Origin of the sequence: uncultured Roseobacter sp., assembly GCF_947491795.1 — a bacterium.
Taxonomy (GTDB): Bacteria; Pseudomonadota; Alphaproteobacteria; order Rhodobacterales; family Rhodobacteraceae; genus Roseobacter.
The window spans coordinates 48,127-75,087 of the sequence record NZ_CANLKW010000007.1 but is presented as its reverse complement, the minus strand read 5'-3'; the positions used below and the strand labels follow the sequence as shown (position 1 = coordinate 75,087).

Below are 26,961 nucleotides of genomic sequence, written 5' to 3'. Positions count from 1 at the left end.
TTTCGCATAAGGTGAAAATTGGTTGGCCGGGGACTTTGCGGGGCGACTTCCTAGAGACGCACCTCAGTCGCAGCATCAAAGAGCGAGGCCCGCGCCGGATCAATTCCGATCCGCAGTTTTTCGCCCACCGACACCTGTGCTTGCCCATCCATCCGCACCCGGAAAGGATGGCCTGCGACTTCGCAATCGATCAGTTTGTCTGACCCCGTCGGTTCGATCAGCTCGACATCGACGTCAATCCGGATGGGCTCATTTTCGACCAATTCGCCCGTCACGACATGTTCAGGGCGGATGCCCAGGGTAGCGGCACCATCAACAGGGCCGCCGGATACAAAGTCATATCCCGTCAGCGGAATTGTCAGATCGCCGACTGTGAATGCCCCGTTCGTAATGGCGCCATCGAAAAAGTTCATTGAGGGGGACCCGATGAAATCTGCCACATACCTGTTCAACGGGCGGCCATAAATATCGTCGGGTGAGCCCAGTTGCATGATCTGCCCTCCCCGCATGATGGCGATGCGGTCGGCCAGCGTCATCGCCTCGATCTGGTCATGGGTCACGTAGATCATCGTATTTTCGAGCTTTTGGTGCAGGCGCTTAATCTCTACCCGCAATTCCGCGCGCAACTTGGCATCGAGGTTGCTCAGAGGTTCGTCAAACAGGAACACGTCAACATCCCGCACCAGCGCCCGTCCAATGGCCACCCGCTGACGCTGTCCACCGGACAAAGCGGCGGGTTTGCGTTTCAAGAGCGGTTCAATCTGGAGGATTTCTGACGCACGTTTCACGCGTTTGGCGATTTCAGCCTTGGGCAGTTTGGCGTTTTTCAGACCAAAGGACAGGTTCCCCTCGACGGTCATCTGCGGGTAAAGCGCGTAGGACTGAAACACCATGCCGATACCGCGCTCGGACGGTTCGGACCACGTGACGTTGGTATCGTTGATGTGGATCTGACCGGCGGTGACATCCAGCAATCCGGCGATACAGTTCAGCAGCGTCGATTTCCCGCAACCGGACGAGCCGAGCAGCACAAGGAATTCGCCCTTTCCAATCTCGAGATTGAGATTCTGAAGCACTTTGACGGCACCGAAATGCAAATCGAGGTTTTTGATTTCAACGGAGTTGTTCATGCGTTTTCAACCTTTGACCGCACCGGCGGCGATGCCGCGGACAAACAGTCTTCCTGATACGAAGTAGATCGTCAGAGGGACCAGACCGGTGAGGATCGTTGCCGCCATGTTGACGTTGTATTCCTTCACGCCCTGCGTGGAATTCACGATGTTATTGAGCGACACCGTCATCGGGTACGTATCCGGGCCGGTGTAGACGACACCGAACAGGAAATCGTTCCAGATGCCGGTGACCTGCAGGATCATCGCTACCGTAAAGATCGGCAATGACATGGGCACCATGATCCTGAAATAAATCCCCCAGAACCCCGCTCCGTCCACCCGCGCCGCCTTGAACAGCTCTTCGGGCAGAGACGTGAAGTAATTCCGGAACAAGAGCGTCAGGATGGGCATGCCAAAGATCGTGTGCACCAGCACCAACCCGCCAAGGGAGCCGTACAATCCCATTTCGCGCAGCATGATCACCATTGGATAGAGCAGGATCTGATAAGGAATGAAGGCGCCAAAGATCAGGATAGTGAAAAAGGCATCCGCCCCTTTGAACTTCCAGTTGGCGAGCGCATAGCCGTTCACCGAAGCGATGATAATCGACAGGATGACAGAGGGAATGGTGATCCGGACAGAATTCCAGAACCCGGTGCTGAGCCCGTTACACGTGAGGCCCGTGCATGCCTCTGACCATGCTTTTGCCCAGGGTTGGAACGTGATCTCGACCGGAGGGGAGAACACATTGCCCAACCGGATTTCCGGCATGCCTTTGAGCGAGGTCACAATCATCACGTAAAGCGGCAGCGCATAGTAGAGCGTGATAAGAAGCAGCGTGCCGTAGAGAAAGACATTTCGGCGTGACAACGCTTTGCGCGGTTTTGGCCCCTGTGGACCGGTCAGCGGAACAGAGGAGGTCTCAACCATGGTGCTTCTTGCCTCCGAATTCCAGAACAGCCCAGGGGATCACAATCAGTGCCACGGTCACCAGCATCATTGTGGAGGCCGCAAAACCCTGACCAAGGTTGTTGGCCGAAAACATCATGTCATAGACGTATTTGGCCGGTACTTCGGTCGAGATGCCCGGCCCACCGCCGGTTTGCGCCACGATCAGGTCGTAGAGTTTGACGATGCCGGTCACCACCAGCACGAGGGTGGTGATGAACACAGGGCGCATCATGGGAATGACGATGAAGATATATGTTTTCCATGCCGGAATTCCGTCGACGCGGGCCGCCTTCCACACCTCCTGATCTATACCGCGCAGACCGGCAAGCATCAGGACCATCACCAGACCGCTGCCTTGCCACAGCCCGGCGATCAGAACGCCGTAGATCGCAATGTCGGCGTTGTAGAGAGGATCAAAGGAAAAACTCTCCCAACCCAGATCGCGCACAATGCTTTGCACGCCGAATTCTGGGTTCAGCATCCATTGCCACACCAGTCCGGTGACCACAAAGCTGAGCGCGTAGGGATAGAGGATGATCGTGCGTATGGTGTTTTCAAAGCGGATTTTCTGGTCGATCAACGCGGCGAGGATAAAGCCGATGACGAAGACCAGAACCAGCATGCACACGCCGTAAATGGCCAGATTTTCGATTGCAACGAGCCACTTTCGGGTCGCCCAGAGACGTTCGTACTGATCGAGTCCAACCCAGTTCAGGCGCGGCAGAAGCCCCGATTTTGTAAAGCTGTATACAACTGTCCAGATTGTCCCGCCAACGAACACAAACAGTGCTGTGACAATCATCGGGATCGCTGCAATTTTCGCGGATTTGTTGCGAAACAGCTGGTTTGGGCGACCAGAAGCCACATGCCTTCTCCTTTTGACGGAAATGCCTGGAAGTGCCGGCCCGCACATCGCGGGCCAGCAAGACAAGTGGGTCAGCCAGCGGAGCCGATGATTTTCACGAACTCTTCCTGTGCCGCCTCTGGCGTCATGGACGGATCTGCAAAAAACTCTGTGAAGAGCGTTTTTAGCTGCTCATTGGTATCAGGTGTGATGAGCTGGTTCACATCCGGCAGCAGAGCGCCGGACTGCAGCAGGGCCAGACCCTTTGCCATGCAGTCATTTGCCGTCGCCAGATCGACGTCGCCACGCACCGGCAAGGACCCCTTTTTCAGGTTAAAGTTCACTTGCGTTTCCGGTGCCAGCATCAGCTTGGCCAACTCGGTTTGCGCGGCGATCTCTGCTTCGTCCTCAAGGATGGGGAAGTAGAAAGCATCGCCGCCTGTAGACAGTCTTGGGTTCGTGCCAAGACCGGGCAAACAGGTATAGTCTTCGCCCGCGGTGACTTCGGCGACGGCCATTTCACCCTGGGCCCAGTCGCCCATGATTTGGCCACCTGCATCACCCTTGATGACGAGGGCTGTCGCGTCGTTCCAGTTTTGGACTGTCGATTTGGCAGCCAGTGTGCGTGCGTCCGCAGCAGCCTGGAAGACCGTGGCCATTTCGGCGCCACCCGCGACATCCGTGTCTTTGTCGCCGTATACGCTGTTGTAGATGTCGTCAGAAACGAGGCTGGCGATCAAAACGCTGAAGGCGCCCGCTTGCTGCCAACCCTGCTGGCCCATGGCCATTGGGATCTTGCCCGCCTCTTCCAGCGCGGGTCCGGCGCTTACAAATTCGGCCCAGTTGGTTGGAACTGCGACGCCTGCGTCTTCGTACGCTTTGTGTGACAGCCAAAGCCACTGCCATGAGTGGATATTTACAGGCGCGCAGTAAACGCGTCCGTCCACAGTGCAGGAATCAAGCAGCGAGGAGGGGTTCACAATGTCTTTCCAACCCTCTGCTTCGGCGATGTCCGTGATGTCGCGCAACAGACCTGCCTCGATCAGCTCTTCAGCCTGACGACCGTGATTGAATTGAAACGCGCCCATCGGGTCCCCGCCGGTCAGGCGGCTGACCATCACCGCTCGCGCTGAATCGCCGCCGGCGATTGCCGCGTCGACCCATGTGTTGCCGGTTGCGTTGAAAGCATCGGCAAATTCACTCACAGCCGCGGCTTCACCGCCGGATGTCCACCAGTGCATTACCTCAAGTTCAGTCGCAGACGCGCCGGAAGCGGCCACAATAGCCGTCGCAGCGAGTAGTTTCGAAGTCAGAGTCACGATCAGTCCTCCCAGATTCTAAATCGTTGTAGTAATTGCTACATCGATTTAGTTTTTGCTTGCAACACTTTTTTTGCGATGGCTATGATCAGAAGATGGTCGCCATGGCAATTCACAGAACGAACGTGTTACTTGAGAATTCAAAAGGGCAGGACGGGAGCATCACCAATGAAACGTAGCGCCTCCGCGGCAGCCAGGCTGAGCGACGAAGAGTTGCGCGCGTTGGTGAATCCCGGCGAAAGGCCCACGCTGAAAACGATCGCGCGGATCAGTGGGCTGGCCGTGCCGACCGTGTCACGCGCGCTTGGCAATGCCCATGATATTGGCGTCACCACCAAGGAACTTGTGCACCGTATCGCCGATGGGATCGGCTACGTGCCAAACCGCGCGGGAGTGCGGCTGCGTACCGGTCGCACCAACGTCATCTCGCTGGTTGTTCCAGCAGACGGCGATGTATTGAACAACAATTCAAGGCTGACCAGTTCCATCGCTTACGAATTGCGCGGCACGCCGTTTCATCTGAACGTCATGCCGTGGTTTCCCGATGAAGATCCCATGCGCCCGATAAAATACATTGTCGAAACACAGTCTTCCGACGCGGTTATTTTCAACATGACCGAGCCGGAGGACAAGCGGGTGGCCTATCTGCTGAAGCATCGCTTTCCCTTTGCAACACATGGTCGGACCAAATGGAGCGCGCAGCACGCGTACTATGACTTTGACAACACGGCGTTTATGCGGGTCGCCCTGCGCCGGTTGGCGGCCCGGGGACGGAAAAATATCCTGGCGATCCTGCCTCCACTCAATCAAAACTACGCGCAGAACATGCTAAACGGGCTGGCAGATGAAAGCGCACATCTGAAACTCAGTTACCGAATTTCTCAAAACGTAGATAGTGACAAGTCGGCAGACGACATCCGCCATTGGGTTACCCACAGGCTGGAACAGTCGCCAGAGATTGATGCGGTGATCTGCACCTCATCTAAAGCAGCTATTGCGACCATTGTTGCGCTCGAAAAACAGGGCCTCGAACTGGGCAGTGACATCGACGTTTACAGCAAAGAAGTTGTTTCGCTTCTGAAGATGTTCCGGGAGAACATTATCGTCGACCATGAAGACGTCGGACAAGCAGGACGACACCTGGCAAACGCTGTAGTTCAGCTGTTGCGCACGCCGGAATTGCCGCCCTTGCAGCATCTGGAAGTTCCAATGGACGAGCAAGACTGACTACCGCTGTTGTTCGGACCAGCAGTTGATTTTCCAGATCAGCCACGCCAACCCGACTATTGTGTTGTTGTTGGTTTGGGTACCAGCGATAGCGCAAACCGCACTGCCGACCTTCAACGTTCGAAAACGCAGCGCCAGGCACGAATGGCCAGTCTCGGGCTGCCGCAACGCGGCACCGAAGCTGGTTTTGGCCGGCGGCTTTGGGTTGTCGCTCACCTGGACGGTGGCAGCTATCCGCGCTTCACGCTCGTTCGTACATCGCGCGGCATTCGGTACTAAGGGCTCGGAGCGGACGTTGGCCACACGCCACACTTTCGGCTCCTATTCTGTGCGGTCGACAAAGTCTGCTATGCGGACTGCGTCCGCAGCATCCAGACCGTTCGGTGAATGGCAGGTGTGCGCCGAAACACATCGCACATCCTCACACCGTAGCAGCGGAAAGAAACCCCGCCGATAGGTCAAAAAGGTGCTAGAAACGGGCACTCTCGGCTTCTCCGACCTCTAATTTTCTGCTGTTTTGGGACTATCGGTCGTGCGAGGGTCAGCGTCGAAACTCACGCTGTGTCTGGTCTGTCCAGCGTTTAAATGCCCGCGAAAAGGCGCTTTGGTTGGCGAAGCCGAGGAAGAATGCCTGGCGCGCGGCAGGAGCACAGTCAGTGGTGCTCCTGCTGTGCGTTCTTTATGGCATGGGCCCGTTCTTGATCCGCTGCACAAAGTTGTAGATCAGGATGATGCCCAGCAGGACGATCAGGATCCACATCAGCGCGCCGGGCCAGACAGAGCGCGGGTCGCAGAAACTGAGCACGAGCAGGGTGCCCACAAGCACCAGATTGCCGATCCACACAAAGCCGATTGTCAGGAACCGGAAGGCGATTTTATGCACGATCCCGTTGTAGAAAGACCGCCAGGTCAGCAGCAGCAGGATGGCAAAAAGCGCTATGGCCGCCAGTGCGATATAGGCGCGGTTGGGGCAGGAGAAGTCGCAGACCTGGCCCACCGTTTCGTCAAAGCTGGCCAGCAGCGGGGGCAGGCGGGGCCTGTTGAACTGATCTGCGATGATGCCGGCGATGGCGGCCGTTTCGGAGCCTGCGGGGTCGGGCACGGGCCAGAAGCCGACGCCCGAGAAGTTGTCCTTGAAATAGACGATGTCATCCTCGAACTGCGAGAAGAAGTCAGGCGCGGGGGTGTAGACCGCATTGTCCTTGACGCTGGTTTTCACGAATTCGTGCCCGCCGGGGGGCAGCACCGGGACGATGCTGCGCAGGACACTGGCGCGCCGCTCACCCTGAAAGAGACCCTGTTCCATGCGGAACCTCAGACCCTTTTTGGCGTCCGTGGTCGGACGTTCGAGAAAGAGCAGGATCTTGTCGATGATCTTGGTCGTCTGACGGTCCAGCGCCTGCGGCCCGTCGGTGTCGGCGGTATCCGCGCCACTCTCGGGCACCACCAGGGGGCTGGGGATCAGCAGCTCGTAAAGCTCGTCAAAGAGCGGCTGGTCCAGGCTCTCGCCCACAAGCGGGAAGTCAAAGGCCACATTGATGTGCAGACGGTCGCGGTTGGGCAGCGCGTCATAGAGGTTTTCCACGATCCGCACGAGGGTCTTCATCTCGGCCTCGCCCAGATTGTTGCCCTGATAGCCGTGAAAGATCAGCGTCACGCCATCGGGCTGCACGGGATCAAAGAGCGTGGGCAGGGCGGCGCGCAGGTGGCGCAGCTCATAGCTCTGGACGCGCTCGAAAGGGGCCATTTCGGTGGCGATGTCGTCGATCACATCCTCGATCGTCACGTCGTCCCACTGCATCCAGTTGCGCAGATCAAAGGCCAGATCGGCCCGGGCGCGGAAGCGGTGCGCGGAATTGACAAAGTCGCGTTTGGCGGCGCGCCACTGGTCGCGGTTGCGCAGGGTCACGCGGGAGGTGCCCTCGTCAGAAAACTCCAGCCCGTAGAATGCGACCTGACCGGTGAGGCTGAAGTCGATGCTGATGCGGGCAGGGGGCGGGGCCTCCGGATCCGGTTCGGTTCCGGCGCGCACCGGGGTCGGGGCAAACCAGAAGGGATAAAAGCCGTATACCTGCAGGTCATCCTCGAGCCGTTCGGGCACGCATTTGCACTCCGGCACCTCAAAGGGGCCAAAGGCGCGGATCACTTCGGGGTCGGTGATGTTTTTCTGGGCCTTCTGGATGATCCGTTCGGTGATAAACTGCGAAAACGGCACCTGACCGTCGATCACGGGGATATTGGCCAGCGCCTCCTCGAACAGCCGGAAGCTGGGATAGGCCACACCGCTGAGCGTCTGCAGACGGGTGGGCAGATCCATGGCGGTGGCATCCGCCACGGCGGCGCGCACATAGGGCAGGGCCAGGATTTCGTCGCGCAGGGCAGGGGTCAGCGTCCATTCTGAGGAGACCGCAGGCTCGATCAGAGCGATCTGGTCATCCACGGCGCGCTGGACCTGGCGGGCGGCGGTCTGCTCAAGGGCGGCACGGACCTGGGCGCGCATCAGTTCGGGCACAGTGGCATCGGCGATGGGCGTGGCCTTGATGGTGTCCGACAGTTCGGCGTTGTCGATGGCGCTCTCGACCGCGTCATCGGTGGCCTCTGTGACGGTGATTTTGGGCGTGGGATCGGGCGCGCCCTCTTCCTCCTCGTCGATCTCGATCAGGCCGGTGTCCGTGGGCGGTGGCACCGGCTCGGAGGCGGCGGCAAGCGTATCGGCGGCGGCGGCAACGTCTTCGCCCACCATGCCTTCCTGCACGCCCACCAGGCCCGCGCGGATGCGGTTGACCAGCTCGGCGCGGGTCGGGGTGCGGGCAGGGGCCAGTTCGGTCAGGACCGGCACGGCGGTTTCAAGCTCGGGGCGGCCCATCAGCTTGTCCGTGGCGGCAGGTTTCAGCAGAAAGGTCAGCGGCAGGGTTTCAGGGCCTGTGACCAGTTCTTCGATCTCGGCCAGCACGCAGTCGTCCAGATCCTCGGCCAGGGCCGGGCGCAGCTCCCGCCAGAGCGCCTGGGGGCTGTCAAAGCCGCCGTTGGCCACGGCAAAGGCGTCGAGCTTGGGGGTGAGCGAGACAAAGAATTCGAGCGATTCGATGTCTGTGTCGTTGAGCGCGTAATAGGTCAGCGTCTGTTCCTGCGGGCGCGGAGAGCAGGGGCCGCCGCGATAGACTGTCGAGCCGTCGCCGTCATCGTTCTGGGCGTTATAGTCGTCGATCAGGGTGAGCACAGCGGGCAGGGTCCCGGCCAGGCGGCGCAGGTGTTTGATGGTGCCGTCGGGCTCCCGCAGGTCGCCTGCGGCGATCCAGCCCAGAAAGTCATCGCTGCGCAGAACCCGCAGCGCACCAACACGGCTGGAGCTGAGCCGGCCCAGACGTTCCATGCCCTGCTGCCAGGCGTCGATCCCGCCTGCCACGGGCAGCATTTTGCACAGATCGGTTTCTGTCTTGTCCTTGAAGAGCCGCGTCAGCGTGGCCAGCGCGCGCGCCCCATCGGGATATTGTGCCAGTGCGCCGCCCGGGTCCTCGCAGACAAAGGGCTGTGCACTGCGCCCCAGCGCCAGGGTGGTCATCGCGGTGGTCCCGGCCAGCCGCAGGCCAAGCGTGCTGCGCGCCCCGGCGTCGCCCCCGGCGGTCAGGTCGAGCGCATAGAGCCGTTCGGCCCAGCCGGGGAAATTCTGTTGCAGCCGCGCGTACTGAACGGCCAGTTGCAGGGTCGAGCGCACATCATCGAGCCCGGCAGGACGGGGCACGTCGTTGCACAGATCCTCGAGCTTTCGGCGGGTATAGGCCCCCAGCCGTCCGTCCTGGAGGCGCTGGTCACTGTCCAGATAGGCCGTACGCAGACCCAGCTGCACCTCGCCGATGCTGGCGGGAATGAGCTGTTCTTCGGTGATGCTTTCCAGATCGCTGCAGGCCGCGAAAACCAGAGAAGCCATTGAAAAATATAGAAATACAGCAGACAGGAGACGGCTCAGGCAGGTCATGATGTACGTCCTTCTTTTCGCATTTCCGCCGTGATGGCGGATTTGATATCTTCGGTGGCGACCGTTTCACCCTCGCGCCGCAGGGCGCTGACGGCGGCATGTCGCACAATGTTTGCAATCGCGGCCCCCGACAGATCGTGATCGCGCGCCAGCCTGCGCAGGCTGACGTCTTCGGCCACCGGCACCGTCGACAGGGTGTTCTGCCATAGTTGCAGCCGTTCCGGCACGGTCGGGCGGGCAAAGCCCACTGCACTCTGGAACCGGCGGAAAAACGCATCATCGATGTTGCTGCGCAGGTTGCTGGCCAGGATCACCAGGCTCTGACATTCCTCGATGCGCTGCAGCAGGTAGGAGACTTCCTGGTTGGCGTGGCGGTCGTTGGAACTGGCCGTTGCGGTGCGGGTGCCGAACAGTGCGTCGGCCTCGTCGAAAAAGAGGATCCAGTCGCGTTCGGCGGCCATGTCAAAGATCAGACCGAGGTTTTTCTCGGTCTCGCCGATGTATTTGGAAACAACCATCGACAGATCGACCCGGTAGACATCGAGCCCGGTGCGCTGGCCCAGCAGGGTGGCGGTGAGCGTCTTGCCCGTGCCGGGCGGGCCATAAAACAGCGCCTTGTAGCCGCGCCCGAACACCCGTTCCATGCCCCAGTCATCCAGGATCTGGTCGCGGTTTTCCAGCCAGGACAGAATGTGCTGCAGCTGGTCGCGCACGCCTGCGGGCAGGATGAGGTCATCCCATCTCAGTTTTGTGGTCAGCCGCCGGGCCGGGAAATTCGGCGAGAAATCGGGCCGGGGCGGTTTGCCGTCGCAGAGCGCCACGACCCGGTGGACAGGGATGTCGAGGCGGCTGACCTGTGAGGGCGGTGTCTGGGTCAGTGTCACGCCCGCGCTCAGCCGCAGGGGGTGGTCGGGGTCAAAAAGCTGCATCGCGCCGATGCGTGCGGCGGTATCTGTGCCTGCAATAAGAAAGAGCGCGGTTTCCACCGAAGGGATAAAGGCGGCCCCGGCATCCGGGTGGCCGCCGAACTGCGAAAAGGCGCGGTCGATGGCGGAGTTTTTCACATAAAAGGGGTCGAGCACGGCAGAATTGACGTGCGGGGCCACAGCCAGGGCCAGCACCATGCGCGCAGAGGTGTTCATGCCGGTGCGCGCGATCAGATCACCAAGGACCGTGCCCCGCTCCTGCGTGGGCGCGGGGGGCACAGCAAAGGGCGTGGTGGTGCCGTCGAAAAAGTGCCCCAGCCGGGCTTCGATCACTTTTTCCAGCCAGCTGATCTCGCGCGAGATGGCGTCGGCATTGGCCCGGGTCACGGCGCTGGCGGCGGTGGCATCATTCATCTTCATCCTCCCGCCAGTGCACGTGACAGGGCAGCGGCATCCAGGGCAGGGTCACGGGACCGGGGCTCCAGGGCAGGCTGTCGAGCAGCATATCAAAGGGGCCGGGCGTGACGCGCAGATGCACCCCTGTGGCGTCCCTGCGCAGGGTGCCGGTGCGGCGCAGAAAGGCTTCGCGCAGCCCGTCCGGAGAGGTCGCCCCCAGCCGGGCCCAGCGGTCAATCACCGATCGCAGCAGCCCGTCCATCAGGTCACACGCGGCGGTATCAGGGGCGGTAGGCTCGGGCAGCGGCGCGCCCGGGTCGACACCCAGCAGCACCTGGTGCAGCGGATCGGGGGCGATTGTGCCTGAGGTGCCCGCGAGGTTTTGCAGGATACCGCGGGCGGCGGGCAGAGCGCCGGGATCAAGCTTTTTGCCCTGGCGCGGCAGCTCCAGCCGGTCAAAGAGCAGCGTGTAGAACGGGTGCAGCAGCACCAGCCCCGCCGTTTCGCTCACCAGCAGGGTTTCGCTGTCGCTCTGCGGGCCGGGCCGGGCGGGGGGCTGTTGCGGCGCGGGTGCTGCCGGGCGGGTGGTGTCAGTAGCGTCGGGGCCGGACGGGTCACCGCGCAGCAGGCTTTCGATGGCGTTGCGGGTCTGGGCGCGCAGGCCGGTCAGATCCGGTGCGCTCATCATCCCGAGGCGGGCAGAGACGGTGCGCAGCGCCAGGATGCGGCGGTTTTCATCCCGCTCCAGTCCCGGCAGCAGGTCACCCAGCCGGGCGGCGAGGGACTGACCGGGCGTGGCGGGCCGGGTTGTGTTGGCCAGCAGGCTGCGCATCAGCGGGAATTCGGCCTGAGGCGGATCGTCGGGCCCGCGCCCGGGCCAGAGCCTGTCAATCAGGTGGAGCGCTGCGGTCAGCGTGCTGTCGGCAACAGGCTGCGCGGCCTCGGCCACGGCTTTCAGATGCGCCAGCAGGGCCGCGTCAGACCTCGGGCGTCCTGTGTCATCGCTCTGCGGCCTGTCCGCGGCCTGGGCTGACGCAGGTGCTGTTGAGGTGGCGGGGGGCTGCCCGTCATCGCGGGCCCGATCCCCCTCCGGTGGGGTTGCCGTCGTCTGCTGTGCGGTGCTGTCGCCTGTGTCTGCGGTTTCAGGAGCCGTGTTGCGGGTGTCTGCAGTGTCGGAGGGGCCAGTGGTGCGCGACGGGTCGCCTTTGTCCGGCGCGGTGTCTGTGGCGCTGGTCCGGGCCGCCGGGGCTGCCCCGCGCGCAGGGTGTTTGCCGGTGTCATCCGCTGCGGTCTGACCTGCCGGGTCGGCGGGTTCTTGTGCCCGGGGCGGTTGCGGCGCAGCGGTTGTATTCTGTGTGGTTTCTTTGGTGGGCTGCCCGGTTTCCGACACGGCTCCCGACGGGTCCGGACCGGGTGTTTCGGTATGCAGTGCATCGCCTTGCGGCGCGGTTGCGCGGGGGGATTCATCCTGCGCCCTGCGGGCCCGCCCGGATGGCGGATCATCTGCCCGCGTGTCCCGGGCGGTGGCTGCGTCTGATGGCTCCGCCGGATCAGTGGGGGCTAAGGTGTCACTGGCTGGCTGCGCGGTCGTGGCGTCCCCGGCGGTGGTGGCCGCCGACGCCTCTGCCAGCGCGGCGTCGCCGCCATGCCCGGCCATCAGCACGCGCCGGGTTTCCGCTGCCGTCAGCCCTGTCGCGCGCAGCAGTTCGGCCAGCGGATCACCGGGTGATTCTGCGACCGTGTGGTGCCGGGTGGGGTCCGTCGCAGCAGGCTGTGGGGTATCTGTTTGCGGGGTGGTGCCGGTTTCCGGGCGGGGGGCGGAAGGTTGCGCCTGCGATGCATCGGCAGGACCGGTGGTGGATGTCTTGGAGACGTGATCCGGGCGGGGCGTCCTGTCTGCAGGGCCCGCGCTTTGTTGTCTGGCACCGCGGACTGATTGGAAAACCGCAGAAGCGTCCGCCTGGCCTGTACCTGACGCATCCGGTGTGGGCTGGGGAGCGGTCGGCTGCTCTGTCTGCGCCAGCATCTCGAAATCCAGCGGCTGATCGGACAGCAACGCGGTCAGGGCTTCGGTCAGCGCCGCAACGGGGGTTTTTGCCTGGCGGGCGAGCTGTTTGATGCGGTCGCGCAGCAGACCGGCAGCAGGGGGCAGCATGATGTGGGTCAGATGCACCAGCTGCACGGTCGTCATCCGGGTCAGGGTGTCGTGGAGTGCGACGGGGTCGGCGGCAAACACCGCGCGCAGGTCATCGCGGTTCAGGCCCGGCTGTGTCAGAGCGGCGATCCGGTCGGTCTCAGGGGAAAGAAAAAGCGCAGGAAAACCAGTCAGCTTCGGGTCTGGCTGGTGGGGGCTGCGCGATGCAGCGTCTGGCTGGTAGCCTGAAGTCTGCGCCGGGATCTGTTCTGTGGCGCGGGGTGCCTGGCGGGCAGGACGGTCGGCGGATTGCGCCGCATTCGTTGCCTGGGGGCTGTCCGTTTCTGTTTCCGTGTCTTTGGTGCCGGGGGCGAGCGTCAGTCGGCGCGATGGTTGTTGACGGCTGTCCGTAGCTTTCTGGTGGGGAGGCGGGGGCGCGGCAGGAGCGGGTCCGGTCTGTCCCTCGTGCGTGCCAGCATCCGGCCTGTCTGAACCCCGCGCCGTCGCAGGCAGCAGGGCAGGGGTTGCCACCGCAAGCCGTGCCAGAAGCCGGGCGGCCACGCGGCCCGCTTCCGCCCGGGTTAACCCGGTTTGCACCAGACTGGTAACAATGCGGCTTTCACTGTCTGCCAGTGCCGCTGGCAATACGGATGCGTATGTATCGTCACCCGGTGGCTGCTGGATTTCGCCCTCAGTGAGCGTCGGTGCGGAGGTGCCGCGCACCATCATGGCCTGCAGAAAAGCAGGCAGAGCGGGGAGGCCCGGCGGCTGCTGCAGGTCATCGGCGAGACGCTGTAAAAGGGCGGGAAGATCGGTGATGCCTGTGTCGCTGAGCTGGTCAATGCGGTCGGCAAGGGACTGGCCGTCGTGCGCTGCTGACCCGCCGGCCCGGTCGGTCGTCATGGTCGGAGCGATTCCGGGGAAGCCGTTATCGCCAGGCATCAGAATGTCGCGCAGCCGTGCCAGTGTCTCCGGGTCTGTTGTAAGGCCCGGATTTGTGGCGTTTTGGCCGGGTGTACCGGGTTGGGTTGTGCCCTTTGCGCCGGACAGCCAGCGCCGCAGAGCCCGGGCCTGATCCGGGTGCCGGTCGAGATGCTGTTTCAGTGTTTCGCTGTCGGTGCCCGGTGACTGTGCGTTCAGCCACTGGGAAAAACCGGTGATGGTCGCCTGTTCGTTGTCGGACAGCGGGGCCGCTGTGGTGATGTGGGGAGGCTGGCCTGCCTGATGTCCGGGGTCGGTCAACGCCTGACCGGCACCAGACCCGGGGATGGTCCGGCCCGCTGCCTCCTCGCCGATTCCCACACCGGTGTCGGTCTGGCCCTGCGGCGTTGCTGCGGGCCCTGCATCATTGGCCGCCGCAGTTCCCCCTGCCATCCGGCCGGGCGGGACCCGGGCGAAAGCGCGCTGCGGATCACCGGTGCCTGCACCCACAGCCGCCGCGTCCTGCAACCGGGCCTGTGTGACCCAGGGGGCCAGTGCGGTTTCCAACCTGCGGGCGAGAAACCAGCGGACTTCTGACCAGACCGGATCATCGGGCCAGTCGCCGAGGTCGATTTCAATCTGTGGCACCTGAATGTCGATGTCGCGCCAGGAGGGGCTTTCCAGCAGATCCGACAGGGCAGGCAGAATCTCGCGTCGCACAGCATCGAGCAGCTGTTCGGGAGAGGAGAGCGGGCCGCGCGGGGCGGTCACCTCGAAGTCTGCCTCGACCGTATCCACACGCGGAGAGGCCGGCGGCGCAGAGGCTATGGGGGCAGGGGCGGCCATCAGCCGGACCCGTCCCGGGGCAGGGCATGCACAAAGTCGCGCAGCGCGTAGCGGTCACCCCCCGCACGGCATTCCGCAAGGCGGGTGCTGGCGGCAAAATCGAGCCAGTGCACGCGCACGTGGATGTGCGCCGGTGCCAGCTGTTCCACCAGCGCCTCGACGTAGTTGCGAAAGCTTTGCCGGCTGCAGCGGGCTGTCCAGCCGGGCAGCATCAGGTCAGCGCTGTTTGCAACCTCGACCGGGCCTTCGCCGCGCAGCAGAATTTCCTCGGTCAGATGTGCGGCCTCGCAGGCGCGGTGCAGATGCCGCCAGGTCGCGCGCAGCCGGGCCACGGTCTGCATCGCCTCGTCCTTGTCGCGGATCACGGCGCAGCGCTGCAGGTCGGCCCCGTCGCCCGCGTCATAAAGAACCTGCCAGCTGCCGCCGGGATAGGGAGCGATGGCCAGGCTGTCGGGGTCCGTCATGCGGGCAAAAGCGGTGGTGGTGAGCGTGCCGTCCCGCAGAAAGGGCGAGAGCTCTGCGAGCTGGCCTGCGGGCAGTGGTTCGGCTCCGTCATCGGCGGGCACCAGCATGTCAAAGGGATTGAGCGCCCCGATCAGAATGATCCTGTCGTCCTCTGCCGGGGTCTCCGTCGGCGCGTCGTCGTCCAGGGTGATGCCATAGTCGCGCAGCACGCCGGTCTGGTCGCCGTCCTCTGTCAGGTCGAGATCGGTCAGAATGGCCAGTTCGGTCAGAAAACCGCCGGGGATTTCCGGCCCGGGGCCCGTAGCGCGCGCACTCATCAGCCAGGGCAGCCTAAAGAGATATTCCAGCCGCCAGGCGATTTCAAAGCGGTGCCGTCCGCGCACGGACCTGTAGTGATGCACGCCGCTGTGACGGGTGGCGGGCATTTCCGCACCCTGCAGGGCAATCAGGTAATCCAGAAGCTCCACCCGCAAACGGTGCGCTTCGGGATCGTCCGTCTGGCGCCGGGGGGCTGCGGTGAAAAGGCGGGGCAGGGCGTCAAGATCGGCGATCATGTCCCGGATCACACCGTTGATGGCCTCGCGGTATTCCGAGATCAGCGCGCCGGGGTCGTGCATCGAATAGCCCTCGGCGCGGTAAAGCCCGGGCAGCAGGCTGTCCACATGCGACTGGCCGAAACTGCGCCGCCGTCCGGGACGCATCACATCCCAGTCGGGCGCATCCACGTGATGGACCGCAGCGGCAATCGCCTCGGCCGTGATGCGGCGGTATTCCTCGCGGATGCGGGCGGGATCGAGTGAGACGGCAGCCCCGTTCAGGGTCAGTTGCAGCCGGATCTGACCGACCGAGCGGGGCAGCACAGAGTGATAATAAACCGCGCCCGAGGTATCCTTCTGAACGCCCACAGGCTGGCGCAGGGTCAGGGCCCCGATGTCGCGTACACCGGGCAGGGCGCGCAGCATGTTGAGATGTTCGCGGATATCCTCGGGGCGGGCCCCATCGGTATGCGCGGCCGCCAGCAGGCGTTCGGGTGCCTCCCAGACATCGGTGCGGCGCGCGGCTTCGTCGTCGCTGCGCACACCGCTGAGAATATCCGAGACACCGTGATAGAGGGCCGCCGCCACCGTTTCGGGCAGCGTCTCACCGGTGATCTCGACCTGACCTTCGAGCACCACGCGGATTTCCTGCGCGACCTCGACCTGGCCCAGATCGGTGCAGAGCGGGCGCGCATTGCGGTAGCGGTCACGGAAAGTGGCCACCGGGTCCGCGCTCGCGGTCACAAAATCAGAGGGGACGATAACAAAGTCATAAAGCCCGGGCCGCCGCATATCGGGCGGGGCCACAACGACGCGGTCAATGTCGGGACAGGCCCCGAACCAGGTCTGCAGATCGCGACGCTGAACCGGCAGGGTGCCCAGAACCTTGCGGGGCCGGAAAAGAGCCAGATCGTGAAAACAGAAATGCCCGCGCGGATTGGTCAGCAGATCGCGCATCGGCAGCTGCGCCTGCCAGGCCACCTGGCTCAGGGCAAAACAGGTCTGCTCCAGCAGGGTGACGCCGGGGTCGTGCAGGTTGAAATCCGTCCAGATTTCGCCCGAGGCCTGCTGGGCATAATCAACAGCCACACGCCGCAGTTCGGAGAACGCTGTATGAGGATCAGAGGTATCGGTCACAGCGCCCCCGCATCGCGGTCAGCACCTTCGCGCGCGCCGGTCATCAGGCTGTCAAACCACAGCTGGGTCAGATAATAGCGCACGACTTTGCCCTCGCCGAAATTGGCGTTGGTGCGCAGCTGCAGGCGGAAATGGTGTTGCTGTTCATCCGCGACCCAGCGCAGCCGCAGCCGGTCGGCATAGGAGCCATACATCGCCGTCTGCGTTTTGATCGAACGCCGGCGGAACAGCCAGTTGAGAATTGGGTTGCGCGGGTGAAAGGCGTTCATCGCAATGGCGTGCATCATCGAATAGCGCCCCTTGCGCGGGTCGCCCCCGGTGCCTGCGGTGATCTCGAAACACTGACAGCCGGTCATTGCCTGGGTGATGTCGTGCCATTTGCCGTCCGCTTTGACATAGGGGATTTTATGGCTGGCGACCCCGATGCGGCCCTGCATCCGGGCCACACCTGCCACGTCCAGACGCCAGTCCGGGGCCTCGCGCGCAACACCGACGCGTCCGTCGCGGGTGATCGAGAGCCCGGCGATGGCCGGATCGCCGGATGTGTCCGTGCCCGGGGCCGCGCCGCCGTCGAACTCCAGTGCGGACTTGCCCAGATCGGGCCGGAAATGCAGCGCGCCAAGCGCATCGCCATGTTCCAGCACCCAGGAGGGTTTCGGCGTGCCCAGCCCCTGATACAGGCTGAGCACCCGCAGCGACGAGCCGACCGAATTGAGCCGCAGCCCGTCTGCGTCGGTCTTGGCAAAGCCGTCATCAACCTGGTTGACGGTACTGTCGATCAGATCGCGGTATTCCGTGGCGGTGGGCAGGGCCCCGCTGCGAAAGAAGGATTTGAGGGTTGCGCGGTCTTGTTTGGTCACGGGATTGTCCTCTGGCCTACGATGAGCATGTCGCCGACGGTCAGGCTGCCGATACCGGCGGCCGCGGGCGTTTCATCGTGAATTTCTGGCAGGATTGTGAGTATGTGATCGGGTGTTGAAAGCGGCAGGCTCCAGGGGAACCGGGGTGTCAGAACCGGCCCGTAGCCACCGCCGCGCGGGTCGTTCCCGGCCTGTGCGGTGTCGAGCAGTTGATAGCTGCGGCCGTCGTCTCCGGCGAGGTGGAGCACAGAGAAATCGGTGATGTCGCGGACATAGGGCAGCCCGTTGATATGGGCGCGCAGCATATGCACATTCAGCGACCAGCCAAACCGCGCCAGCGAGCTGTCTGCCGTCCAGACCGACAGATAGCGCGCCAGATCCCGGCGCAGCATCTGGGCCATTGCACCGTTTTCGCGGTCTGCCGTGACAGAGAGTTTGGCCCGTACCTGCAGGCGTTCAAAGGTCGGGTTGACCACATCGACGGCGGCCTCTTCGGTGACATAGTCGCGCAGCCAGGCGCTGATCCGTTCCAGCGTGGCCACGTCAAAGAGCGCTGGTGCCGGGTTGTCCAGGGCTGCATCGGTTGGCGGTTTGCGCGTGACCACCATGGTGATCGTGCCCGGCGTCGGTGCGGGCGTGTGGCGGCTGAGGTGGGGCAGGCATTTGGCCATCCAGACCTCGGGGAAGGCCTCGAGCACCATGCGCTCCATGTCCCAGGGCCGTACTGCGCGGCGCCGGTGGCGCAGCCGTTCGCCCACCCGCGCGATAAAGGCGCCCGGGGGTTCGGGCGGGCGTATTTCTGCCGGGGTGGCAATTTCTGACGGTGCATTCAGGCTGGGGCGGGCAGGGGCAAAGGACCATGTGCGCGGCGTGCCAAAGTCTTTCCAGGTGTCGTCCTGCCGCCGCGCCCAGACCCCGTTGACCGCAACAGCGCTGAGCGCGGGGAAAATCTGCAGATGGGGCCGGGTGGCCACGGCGGCAATCCAGACACCGCCCGGGGGCATTTCCGGCGAATGATCTGTCGCGTCGTCGGGCAGGTCGATCACAATGAGACCAGAGCGCATCAGCCCGGCGGTGGTGTCCGAGGACAGCGCCGTTTCCGGCAGATCGGTCCAGCCTGTGGCCGACAGGTAGACCCAGCGCAGTGGGTTGGGCGCAGGCACCAGGCGCAGGTGCCCGGACTGGGCCATGTCAAAGGCAACGGCCACAGGGCCTGCGGCGTCCCGGCCCGTCAGCTGAAAAGCGACATGGCCATAGCCCATACGCTCGGGGAACAGCCGGATGCGCCGCAGCATACGTTTGGGAAAGACGCAGACCGACCCGAACGGACCGGCCTGATACACGGTCTCGCCGGCGCGCGCAGCATCGGGCGCGTTCAGCTCAATCGTGGATTCGGCGGTATAGGACAGCGAAAAGCGGCTGACTTTGGGAACATAGGGCGCAGGCGGGACCTTGCGCGCGCCCAGAGGAATAAGGCGGGGTCGCATCGCATCGACCAGTGCCATCGGGTACTGGCTGGCCAGAAAGCCGCCAGCCGTCCCGGTAAGATGCATGCGGATCATGCCCGCGCGGATCGTCTGGCGGGACTGGTATTCGCTGGCGGTCACAACGCCGGTTGCAGGGATAGAGTGTCCCGTGACCCTGCCGGTAAACTGCCAGTCCGGCAGCAGCGCGCCGGTGACCTCCTCGTTCTGAAAGAGCGGCACCGGCCCGTTGCTGACCGGTTTCCAGCCGTCCCCGCTGAGGTATTCCACGGTCAGCTCCGGCGCCGGAATATCGACGTCTTTGCCGTAGGCCTCATAATGGCTTTCAAAGCCGCCCACCGGGTTGGGCATTCCGGTCCAGCCCAGGCTGATCCCGATTTCTGTGACCGGTTTGCGGGCCATCTCGGCGCAGCCGACCTGAAAGGTCGCCCCGTCGGTTGGCTGGGGTCCAAAGGGCATAAAGGTCTGGTCTGTCACCACCGGCCCCGCGTCTGAAAAGGCCGCCAGCCGCCGCAGCCCGGTGACCTGGGTGCGGATGGTGATGGTTTCCAGCGCGTAGTCTTCGAAAAAGGAGATCGGGCAGAGCCGCGAATCTGTGGCATAGCGCAGGGCCAGGCGCGGGGCATGGTCCGGCCCGGTCAGGGCGGGGGCGCTCTCGTCAAACCGCAGGCTCAGGGTCAGTCCGCCCGCGCTTTGTTTGCGGCGGATGGGCAGCACCTGCATGATGTCGGGGCGGCGCGGACCGTCATCGGTCGTGATCGTGATGTCAAAGGCATCGCCCAGCAGGCTCTGGAACACGTCCTCGGGCGGATAATCGATGGTGCCATCAGGTTTTTGCGAAAACGCCGAAAAGATCATCGAGCTTTGCCCGTGATCCGGGTCCGCCCCTTTGCGGGCACCGGTCAGCTCCGGGCGGAAGCGGTCGACCAGCGCATAGATCTGGTCCCAGTAGTCGTTGGCCGGGAAAGGGTGCTGTTCGATCAGCGACAGTTTCACGATCCGCCCCAGCAACAGGCGCAGCTGGTCGGGGCGCTCGACCCGGCCCATCAGTACGCGGTAGATGAGCGAGACAGAAGGCGTCTGCGCATGGGCTTTCGCGTAATCCGTGACGTCACGGGTCAGCGTGTCGATGCCCGTTTCAATCTTGCCCGGCTCGAAAAGGCGCACCAGATCCGCATCTGCGGCCAGGGCCAGCCGCACATCCGGCGCATATTTTTCGGGGTCCGCGCCGAGCGGGCGGCGCAGGTCCGGCACATCGCGCGCCGTGCCCTCTGCGCGCTGTGCACTGCGGGCGCGGAAATCATCGCAGGCGACGCAGTCCGACCCGGCGGGCAGGCTGGAGCTGCGGTTCATGTGCAGCGTGACCTCGATACGGCGGGTGCCTTCGGCCAGCGACAGCATCGGAGAGCAGATATCGAGCCCGGTGTTCAGCGGCACCTCCGCCCCGCTGTCAAAGAGCGTCGCAGCGCCGGCGGCGGGCTGTGGCCCGATATGGGCGGCGCGCAGGCCGGTGATGCCGCCAAGCGCGCGGTTATAAGAGATGTCGGGGTTGGTCTCGTAGCTGAGCGTGCGGATATCGCTGATCCGCGCGGTGCTGACGGGGACGGCTGCCTCTGTGGTGAAATGCTGTACCGTGCCGTCCGGCAACAGCGCCTCCAGCCCGGCACCCTGGGGCAGATGCCCGCGTTTGGGCACGGCACCCAGACCCAGCAGCACCATCTCCGGGCTGGCCCCGGCGGGTGTCTGGCCGATGATGTCACGGTAGTAGAGCTCTGTATGGCGCTCCGGCAGCGCGTTGATCGCCGCATCCACATGGGCCGCTGTGCGCAGTTCCGCCACCAGCAGACCCAGCCCGGGGTCCATCTGACCCGAATGAATGCGGGCGTCAAAGGCCTTTTGCGCCACCGGTTGCAGCGCGGTTACCGTGTTGCGCAGCACCGTGTGGATGGCGCGCAGACGTTCGCGGGTGGCCCGTGCGGCAACGAGCGCGCCTTTGGTGCGTTCCGCCTCGCGCACAGTGTGATGCTCGCCCGCACGGCGCAGCACCACCGAGGGCTGCGCGCCGGTCAGCGACCGTACCAGAGTTGTCAGATCCGCCTCGCGGTCGAGCTGTTCGAGCTGGCGCGAGAACACGACGGGGCGTTCCATCCTGATCCGCTGCAGCCAGCCATCCAGCCGCGTGGCCAGTTGCCCGATCAGCACCAGCGCCTGGCCCGGATCCTGCTCCAGCGCCTCGGCAAAGGCGAAACCGGCATCATCTGCGCGGAAGGCCAGCAGTTCGGCATAAAGATAGGCCGGTTCATTCTGAAAAAGCCGCGCCCAGGGCGGTGCCCGGCGGGCGGTGCGCGCTACAGCAACATCCGCAGCCCCCAGACGCGCGCCCGCAGCCGCAAAAGCCGCCGCCAGACTGTCGTGCCTGATCCGGAACCGGCGCGGCGACAGGGCACGCGGCAGCCGCTGGGTGGCCAGCGATCCCGGGGTCACGCGGATGTCCTGCCAGCGGTGGCTCATGTCATCCGGCCTCCTCTTCGTCTTCGACCGCGGGCGGCAGATCCGAGAGGAACACAGCCGTCAGCGTGCCCGCATCGCTTTCAATGGCAAAGACACCACCGGCGGCAACCGGCGGGCCGGGGCGCTCTTCGGGCGCAAACTGCGAGGATTCGAAAACAGCCGTAAAGGGCACAGGTTCGCGCCCGGTTTTAAAGGGTGGCAGGGCGGGGCCGTCGCCTGTGCGCACAGAAACAACGCCCTTGCCGCTGCTGACAAAGCGCGTGCCACACAGAAAGAGGTTTTCCCAGGTCAGACTGTCAAAGGGCAGATCGGCGTCAAAGCCGCTGGCGGCAAAAGATGCCCGCCCCGATCCATAGCCCGCGCGCAGGCTGAAGCTGCCCGTGGCGCTGGTTTCCACCGGGTTGCCGTCTTTGTCTGCGGTGATCAGCTGCAGCGCAATCCTGCCAGAGAATGTGGACGCGCCTGTGGTGGGGATCTCTGCGCCCACAGCACCAGGGCCCAGCACGACCGGCCCGGAAAAGTTCTTTTCCCAGACCGAATAGGTGATGTCATAGACGTTGGGCAGGGTGTCATCGGGGCCAAAACCGCTGCGCTGCGTGGCGGTGGATTTGCGCGATCCGCGAAACACCGCGCCTTCGATCTCTTCGGGCAGGTCCGCATCGGACCGGTCGGCAAAGGAAATCTCGGGCGCGAGCCCCAGCCGCGAGCTGCGCCCGGTCACATAGACAATATCAAAGGCGAAACCCGCCGCTTCGGACTGACGCAGCAGCGCGCCGGTCATGTTCTTGTCCTTAACTTCGTTGCGGTCGCAGGACTGGGCGGGGGGCAGCCCGGTGAACCGCCCGGTGTCCTGTTCCTTGAGCACATCGGGCACGACGGGAAAGTCTTCGGGAAACACGCCGCACCCCGCCAGGGCGAGCACGGCAGCGCCCGCGCTGGTCTTTTTGATAACAGTAGTTATGGTAACTATTGCCATGTGCCCTCAGATCGCCGGTAACGGGGTATCGGACACAAGCGTGCCCTCGCGGATGTAGAACGGGTAGACCATGTTCGAGCGCGAGTTTGACTGGTCCACGGTGTAATCCAGCATCACGCCGATCCGGCCTTCCAGCCAGTCTGTCATGATCACTTCAACCCGGTGCAGAGTGACGCGCGGCTCAAAAAACAAAATGGCCTGGCGGATCGCGGTTTCGATCCCGGCCTGGGTTTCGGCGTCGTTCGGCTCGAACACATAGTCATGGATGCGGCAGCCATAGGCGGGCTGCATGATCCGTTCGCCGGGCCGCGTGTTCATCAGAATGCGCAGGCTCTCGGCCACGTCCTCTTCGGACTGGACCATCTGAACTTCTCCTGTTGCGGGGTCGAACACGGGCGGGAAATGCCAGCCGCGGCCAAGGAACCCTGGATCGTTTTCTTCCATGTTCTCAGCCCCCGATGATCACAGTTGGCGCGCCCGCGACAATGACGCCGCCATGCGCGGTTGTGTCCCCCATCCGGGCCGCAGGGCTGCCGCCGATCATCACCGTGGCCGAGCCTTTGGTGATCGAGGCTGTTGGCCCCACGCAGACACAGTTATCGCCCTGCACCGCCGCCGGAAGGCCGACAATCAGTACCGTCGCCTCACCCGGTCCGACGATCGGGCCGCCCACATGGGGCACCACCCCGTTCACTGCGGGACAGGTGTGCATATCGGTCAGTCTTGCTGCTGGTGGCATCCCCCCGGACCCCCCTCTTGTTGTCGTGTCGCTTCAGTTAATCATCACGATCGAGCCCTCGACCGTGGTCTGCCCCCCGGACGACAGTTTGGCGCTTGCATTGCCCTCGACCGTCAGTTCGGTCTGTGCCGTGCAGGTGATGTTCATGCCTTCGATGGTTGCATCCTGCGTGGCCTCTGCCGTGATGTTCTGCGTGGCCGTAATGGTAATGTCCTTGTCAGATGTGATGGCGATGCCGCTGTCGTCCATGACGATGGAATTGCCGTTCATATCCACCATGGAAAAGGTGCTGGCGTCGTCGTCCAGCGTCAGGATATGCCCGCCCGGGGTGCTGACGGTGATGATCTTTTTGTCGTCGTCAAAGGTCATCTTGAGTTCCGAGCGGGTGGTGATCGTTTTAAAGTTATTGTCCTCTTCGGCCTCGATCGGCCGCGCGGCGGTTCCGTTGTGCAGCGAGCCGACAATGACCGGCGCTTCCGGATCAGCGTTCAGAAAGGCCACAACCACCTCGTCGTCCACTTCGGGCAGAAACTGGATACCTGCACCCGACGAGGCATAGGGCTGCGCATAGCGCGCCCAGACTTCTGCGGCCGGGTCCCCGACCACGGGCAGGCGGATCTGGATGCGCAGCCGGGAATCGGGGTCTTCGGCCACAGCGAGGACCTTGCCGATCTGCAACCCGTGTACCGGCGTATTCATGGCCTCTGCTGCGGGGCTGGCAAAACCCGCGCTGTCAGACGTCCAGTCCGGCGGCAGGCCCAGCCGGCACACTGTCAGCCAGGTGCCTGTCTCTATTCTGTGCTCGACAGAGACGGCATATCCTGTGCCGCTGTAGCGTTCACCAAAACCCTTGATGTCCAGGGTTTTGCCCGGCTCAACCGTGCTGTTTCCCTGATAGGTAACCGACCCCGACACTGCCCCCAGACCTGCCCGCGTGGTCCGCGCCTTGCTCCGCGTGGTCAGCTCGGCAGATGCAATTGTTGCGGCGGTAAAGGCTGTATGTTCGCGGTCGCTGAGAACTTTGGCGAGATTTGCGGCAGTGACATTATCCGGTGTCAGCCCGGTCACGGTCGTCGAGGTGCCCGACACGGTTTCCTGTGTGATGTCGTCCCAGGATGTCGCGCTGGCCGATTTGATCATGCGCTGGGAATCAATCTCGATGTCGAGCTCCAGAACATCGGCACCCACGGTGACCTCCAGGCCCGCCGCCGCCGAGGTATCCGGCGCTTTGACAGAAACCTTACCTGCACTGACACTGATCACCTGGCCGTTGCGGTCCGCAAGCAGGCGCAGATAGTCCCAGTCGGTTGTGCCTGCGCGCAGCTTATCTGCGGCGGTATCCGTCGTGGCCTCCACATCCGCCGTCAGAGCGAAATCGCCGATGATGGCCGACATGATGTCACTGTCTTTTTGCGCCTCATAGCGCACCGATTTGCGGATTTCGGTCATGCCGATGGCCTTGTCGCGGCAATAAAGTTCAAGACGCAGACCTGTATTGCTGTCGATCCTGGCGCGGCTCGAAATAATCAGCCCCTTGAACAGCGACTGTTCCGCCCCTTCGCCGTAAAAGGCGGCAATCTCTATTTCCTTGCCCGCCACAAAGTCTGCGGCGTCGAGCTGGGAAAAATCCTCTGTCTGCAACGATCCGGACAAAATGGTGACCTGTGCCTCGGGGATGCGGTTCAGACCGCTGCGCACCCGCGCCGACGCTATAAGGATTTCGTCAGAGACGGCAGCCCCTTCGATCTTGAGGGTGATCCCGACGGGGCCTGTTGAACCTGTTTCCGGACTGTCAGCCATGATCCCTCACCTCATCGGCGGGAACCGCAGGAGCGTGTTTGGCTCCAGGTCCCGGAAATTGTCGAGATCGTTAAAGGCGGCGATTTCGAGGTACTTGCCCGCATCCTTGTAGATGCGGTGGCACAGCAGCGGCAGCGTATCGCCGCTCTGTACCCGGATCACATGCGTCAGGTCCGGCGAGCGCCGCTTGGCCTCCAGTGCTTCCTGGGCGGCGGTGCGGGCCTCGATAAAGTTCAGCTTGATCTTGGCGCGCAGGGCCGTGCCATCCGGGCTGAAAAGCGTGTAATCCACCGACATATCCGTCAGCCGGCCAAAGAACTCCTTGAGCCCGTTGCCCCAGATGATCTTGACCGCCGTGGGCTCGTGCTCGTCGCCGTCGTAATCATAACAAACGGTGCGCAGCTGATCGATCTGGTCCGCCACCGTCAGATCGGCGGCATCCGGCACCACACCTGTGCCATCCACGGTCAGCGAAAAGCTCATCTTTTCGGGATCAGCCATGGAATATTTCGGGATGGCACCCGATTTGCCCACGGCCCCGTCGCCCTTGCCCATTGTACCGGTGTATTTCAGCGAAAAGTTATGGCTGTAGCTTTCAGGATTGATCGTCGCCTCAAAGGTGTTAGCCGCACCGCTTTTGGGCTCGATCTTGCTCGCTTCAATCGAGCACCGGATGATCTTGAGCTTGGCCATGGATCAGCGCTCCCGGCTCCGGCGCGCGGCCTCGTCCATGCGCTCGTCCATCGCGCGCAGCAGATCGCGGCGCAGCTCTTCAAAAGCCTCCGTCATATCGGGCACCTGTGCGCCCGTATCCTCGCGCGCAGGCCCGAACCGGCCCCTGAGCACCAGCGTTCCGATTTCCACAGCCATCAGACCGACCTGACCAGCGTGGTATAGGCCAGTTCGATCGTCTCGACCGCCAGTTCGTTTTTCATCGCGTCAAATCCCCCCACCGTCCATTTGACCGGATAGGCGTTCCCGACGGTCCAGACGGCCACCGGAATACGCATTTGATTCAGCAACGACACCGTGATGTCCTTGGGCACGATGGCCTCGGCAAAATCGCCCTCGATGGTCGATTTGCACCACTGCACAAGACCGCTGGCCTGGGTGGACATCCCGCGCTTCAGCTTCAGATTCCCGCGCTTGGCAGGCTTCGGCAGCTGATGCACGAAACGGTTTTCTCCCCCCTCGACCACGGGCTCGGTGTCCAGACCGCTTTCAAGGCCCGAAACCTCCTGAAACGCCATGTCGGGCACGGGCGGGACCATTCCCACGAACATGACCGTAAAATGAAACGCAACAGGAGGGCTGAGCAGATCCATGTGATTACGCGTTCTCGATCACGAAACCTTCATGTGCGATCTCGATGCTCTCCACCGCGACCTCATTGCCTTCGGCCTTGAGATCCGTGCTGGTCACCTTGACCGGGAACGCGTTCTGCACTTTCCACACCATCGTGGGCGCCTGGGTCTCATCCAGCAGTGAGATCGTGATCGCCTTGCGTTTGATCACGTTCATCTGGATTTCAGCGAACCAGTCCCAGATGGCGTTGTCCTGAATGAACACGCCCTTCTTCATGGTGATGTTGCCGGATTTGATCATCCCCGGCATCTTGATTTTGGAGAACACCGGGTTGTTGCCCGCGCGGTACTCCAGAACCTCGCTTTCGATGTCGAGCCCGGAGACTTCCTGAAAGGCCAGCTCCGTATCGTCCCACTTTACCTGAAAGTGGAACTTGGGAAGCGGCCAGACCGCATTCGTCTGGGCGGAACCATCATCTGCCATATTAAATTTCCTT

At 63.1% G+C, this 26,961-nt stretch carries 20 protein-coding genes; 1 reads left to right on the top strand and 19 read right to left on the bottom strand.

Annotated elements, in window-relative coordinates:
* Window positions 1-50: 50 nt before the first annotated feature.
* From Q1A34_RS19820 to Q1A34_RS19805, 4 genes are all read right to left on the bottom strand, one after another.
* A complete protein-coding gene (locus Q1A34_RS19820; RefSeq protein ID WP_300038664.1) occupies window positions 51-1,130 on the bottom strand; it encodes an ABC transporter ATP-binding protein in 1,080 nt (359 codons plus the stop codon).
* A 6-nt stretch (window positions 1,131-1,136) separates the two neighbouring features.
* The gene (locus Q1A34_RS19815) at window positions 1,137-2,042 is read right to left on the bottom strand and encodes a carbohydrate ABC transporter permease (RefSeq protein WP_300038660.1); all 906 of its coding nucleotides are present in this window, start codon (window positions 2,040-2,042) and stop codon (window positions 1,137-1,139) included.
* Window positions 2,035-2,865, bottom strand: coding sequence for a carbohydrate ABC transporter permease (locus tag Q1A34_RS19810; RefSeq protein ID WP_300038732.1), 831 nt, complete (start codon window positions 2,863-2,865; stop codon window positions 2,035-2,037). Before Q1A34_RS19810 ends, Q1A34_RS19815 begins: the two co-directional genes overlap by 8 nt.
* Before the next feature lie 134 nt (window positions 2,866-2,999).
* Window positions 3,000-4,226, bottom strand: coding sequence for an ABC transporter substrate-binding protein (locus Q1A34_RS19805; RefSeq protein ID WP_300038656.1), 1,227 nt, complete (start codon window positions 4,224-4,226; stop codon window positions 3,000-3,002).
* A 168-nt stretch (window positions 4,227-4,394) separates the two neighbouring features.
* Between Q1A34_RS19805 and Q1A34_RS19800 the strand changes: the two genes are divergently transcribed.
* Complete coding sequence (locus Q1A34_RS19800) at window positions 4,395-5,453, top strand: LacI family transcriptional regulator (protein WP_300038653.1); 1,059 nt, start codon at window positions 4,395-4,397, stop codon at window positions 5,451-5,453.
* On the opposite strand, the gene Q1A34_RS19795 is transcribed toward Q1A34_RS19800, so the two are convergent.
* The 15 genes from Q1A34_RS19795 to Q1A34_RS19725 all read right to left on the bottom strand — a co-directional run bounded on the left by Q1A34_RS19795 (window position 5,454) and on the right by Q1A34_RS19725 (window position 26,948).
* Window positions 5,454-5,669 (bottom strand): hypothetical protein, encoded by a 216-nt coding sequence (locus Q1A34_RS19795; protein WP_300038650.1) that lies wholly within the window; start codon window positions 5,667-5,669, stop codon window positions 5,454-5,456. It abuts the gene before it with no gap.
* Between the two features lie 463 nt (window positions 5,670-6,132).
* Complete coding sequence (locus Q1A34_RS19790; protein ID WP_300038647.1) at window positions 6,133-9,381, bottom strand: hypothetical protein; 3,249 nt, start codon at window positions 9,379-9,381, stop codon at window positions 6,133-6,135.
* A gap of 44 nt (window positions 9,382-9,425) precedes the next feature.
* Window positions 9,426-10,769, bottom strand: coding sequence for an ATP-binding protein (locus tag Q1A34_RS19785; RefSeq protein ID WP_300038644.1), 1,344 nt, complete (start codon window positions 10,767-10,769; stop codon window positions 9,426-9,428).
* On the bottom strand, window positions 10,762-14,652 hold the full coding sequence (locus tag Q1A34_RS19780; protein ID WP_300038641.1) for a contractile injection system tape measure protein: 3,891 nt from the start codon (window positions 14,650-14,652) through the stop codon (window positions 10,762-10,764). Before Q1A34_RS19780 ends, Q1A34_RS19785 begins: the two co-directional genes overlap by 8 nt.
* The gene (locus Q1A34_RS19775; RefSeq protein WP_300038638.1) at window positions 14,652-16,790 is read right to left on the bottom strand and encodes a hypothetical protein; all 2,139 of its coding nucleotides are present in this window, start codon (window positions 16,788-16,790) and stop codon (window positions 14,652-14,654) included. Before Q1A34_RS19775 ends, Q1A34_RS19780 begins: the two co-directional genes overlap by 1 nt.
* Complete coding sequence (locus tag Q1A34_RS19770) at window positions 16,787-17,650, bottom strand: hypothetical protein (protein ID WP_300038636.1); 864 nt, start codon at window positions 17,648-17,650, stop codon at window positions 16,787-16,789. The genes Q1A34_RS19775 and Q1A34_RS19770 overlap by 4 nt, the downstream gene beginning before the upstream one ends.
* A complete protein-coding gene (locus Q1A34_RS19765) occupies window positions 17,647-21,645 on the bottom strand; it encodes a hypothetical protein (RefSeq protein WP_300038633.1) in 3,999 nt (1,332 codons plus the stop codon). The genes Q1A34_RS19770 and Q1A34_RS19765 overlap by 4 nt, the downstream gene beginning before the upstream one ends.
* 1 nt (window position 21,646) lies before the next feature.
* The gene (locus Q1A34_RS19760; RefSeq protein ID WP_300038630.1) at window positions 21,647-22,621 is read right to left on the bottom strand and encodes a hypothetical protein; all 975 of its coding nucleotides are present in this window, start codon (window positions 22,619-22,621) and stop codon (window positions 21,647-21,649) included.
* A gap of 6 nt (window positions 22,622-22,627) precedes the next feature.
* A complete protein-coding gene (locus tag Q1A34_RS19755; RefSeq protein ID WP_300038627.1) occupies window positions 22,628-23,065 on the bottom strand; it encodes a GPW/gp25 family protein in 438 nt (145 codons plus the stop codon).
* Window positions 23,066-23,069: 4 nt separating this feature from the next.
* Window positions 23,070-23,333, bottom strand: a complete 264-nt coding sequence (locus Q1A34_RS19750) for a PAAR domain-containing protein (RefSeq protein ID WP_300038624.1) — start codon at window positions 23,331-23,333, stop codon at window positions 23,070-23,072.
* 60 nt (window positions 23,334-23,393) lie between these two features.
* Window positions 23,394-25,160, bottom strand: coding sequence for a type VI secretion system tip protein VgrG (vgrG, locus tag Q1A34_RS19745; protein ID WP_300038621.1), 1,767 nt, complete (start codon window positions 25,158-25,160; stop codon window positions 23,394-23,396).
* A gap of 6 nt (window positions 25,161-25,166) precedes the next feature.
* The gene (locus tag Q1A34_RS19740) at window positions 25,167-25,853 is read right to left on the bottom strand and encodes a peptidoglycan-binding protein (protein WP_300038617.1); all 687 of its coding nucleotides are present in this window, start codon (window positions 25,851-25,853) and stop codon (window positions 25,167-25,169) included.
* Window positions 25,854-25,856: 3 nt separating this feature from the next.
* Window positions 25,857-26,030 carry a hypothetical protein gene (locus tag Q1A34_RS19735; RefSeq protein WP_300038614.1) on the bottom strand — a complete coding sequence of 58 codons (174 nt, stop codon included), beginning with the start codon at window positions 26,028-26,030 and terminating at the stop codon, window positions 25,857-25,859.
* Window positions 26,030-26,485 carry a phage tail protein gene (locus Q1A34_RS19730; protein ID WP_300038611.1) on the bottom strand — a complete coding sequence of 152 codons (456 nt, stop codon included), beginning with the start codon at window positions 26,483-26,485 and terminating at the stop codon, window positions 26,030-26,032. The genes Q1A34_RS19735 and Q1A34_RS19730 overlap by 1 nt, the downstream gene beginning before the upstream one ends.
* Before the next feature lie 4 nt (window positions 26,486-26,489).
* Window positions 26,490-26,948 carry a phage tail protein gene (locus tag Q1A34_RS19725; RefSeq protein ID WP_300038608.1) on the bottom strand — a complete coding sequence of 153 codons (459 nt, stop codon included), beginning with the start codon at window positions 26,946-26,948 and terminating at the stop codon, window positions 26,490-26,492.
* Window positions 26,949-26,961 lie beyond the last annotated feature (13 nt).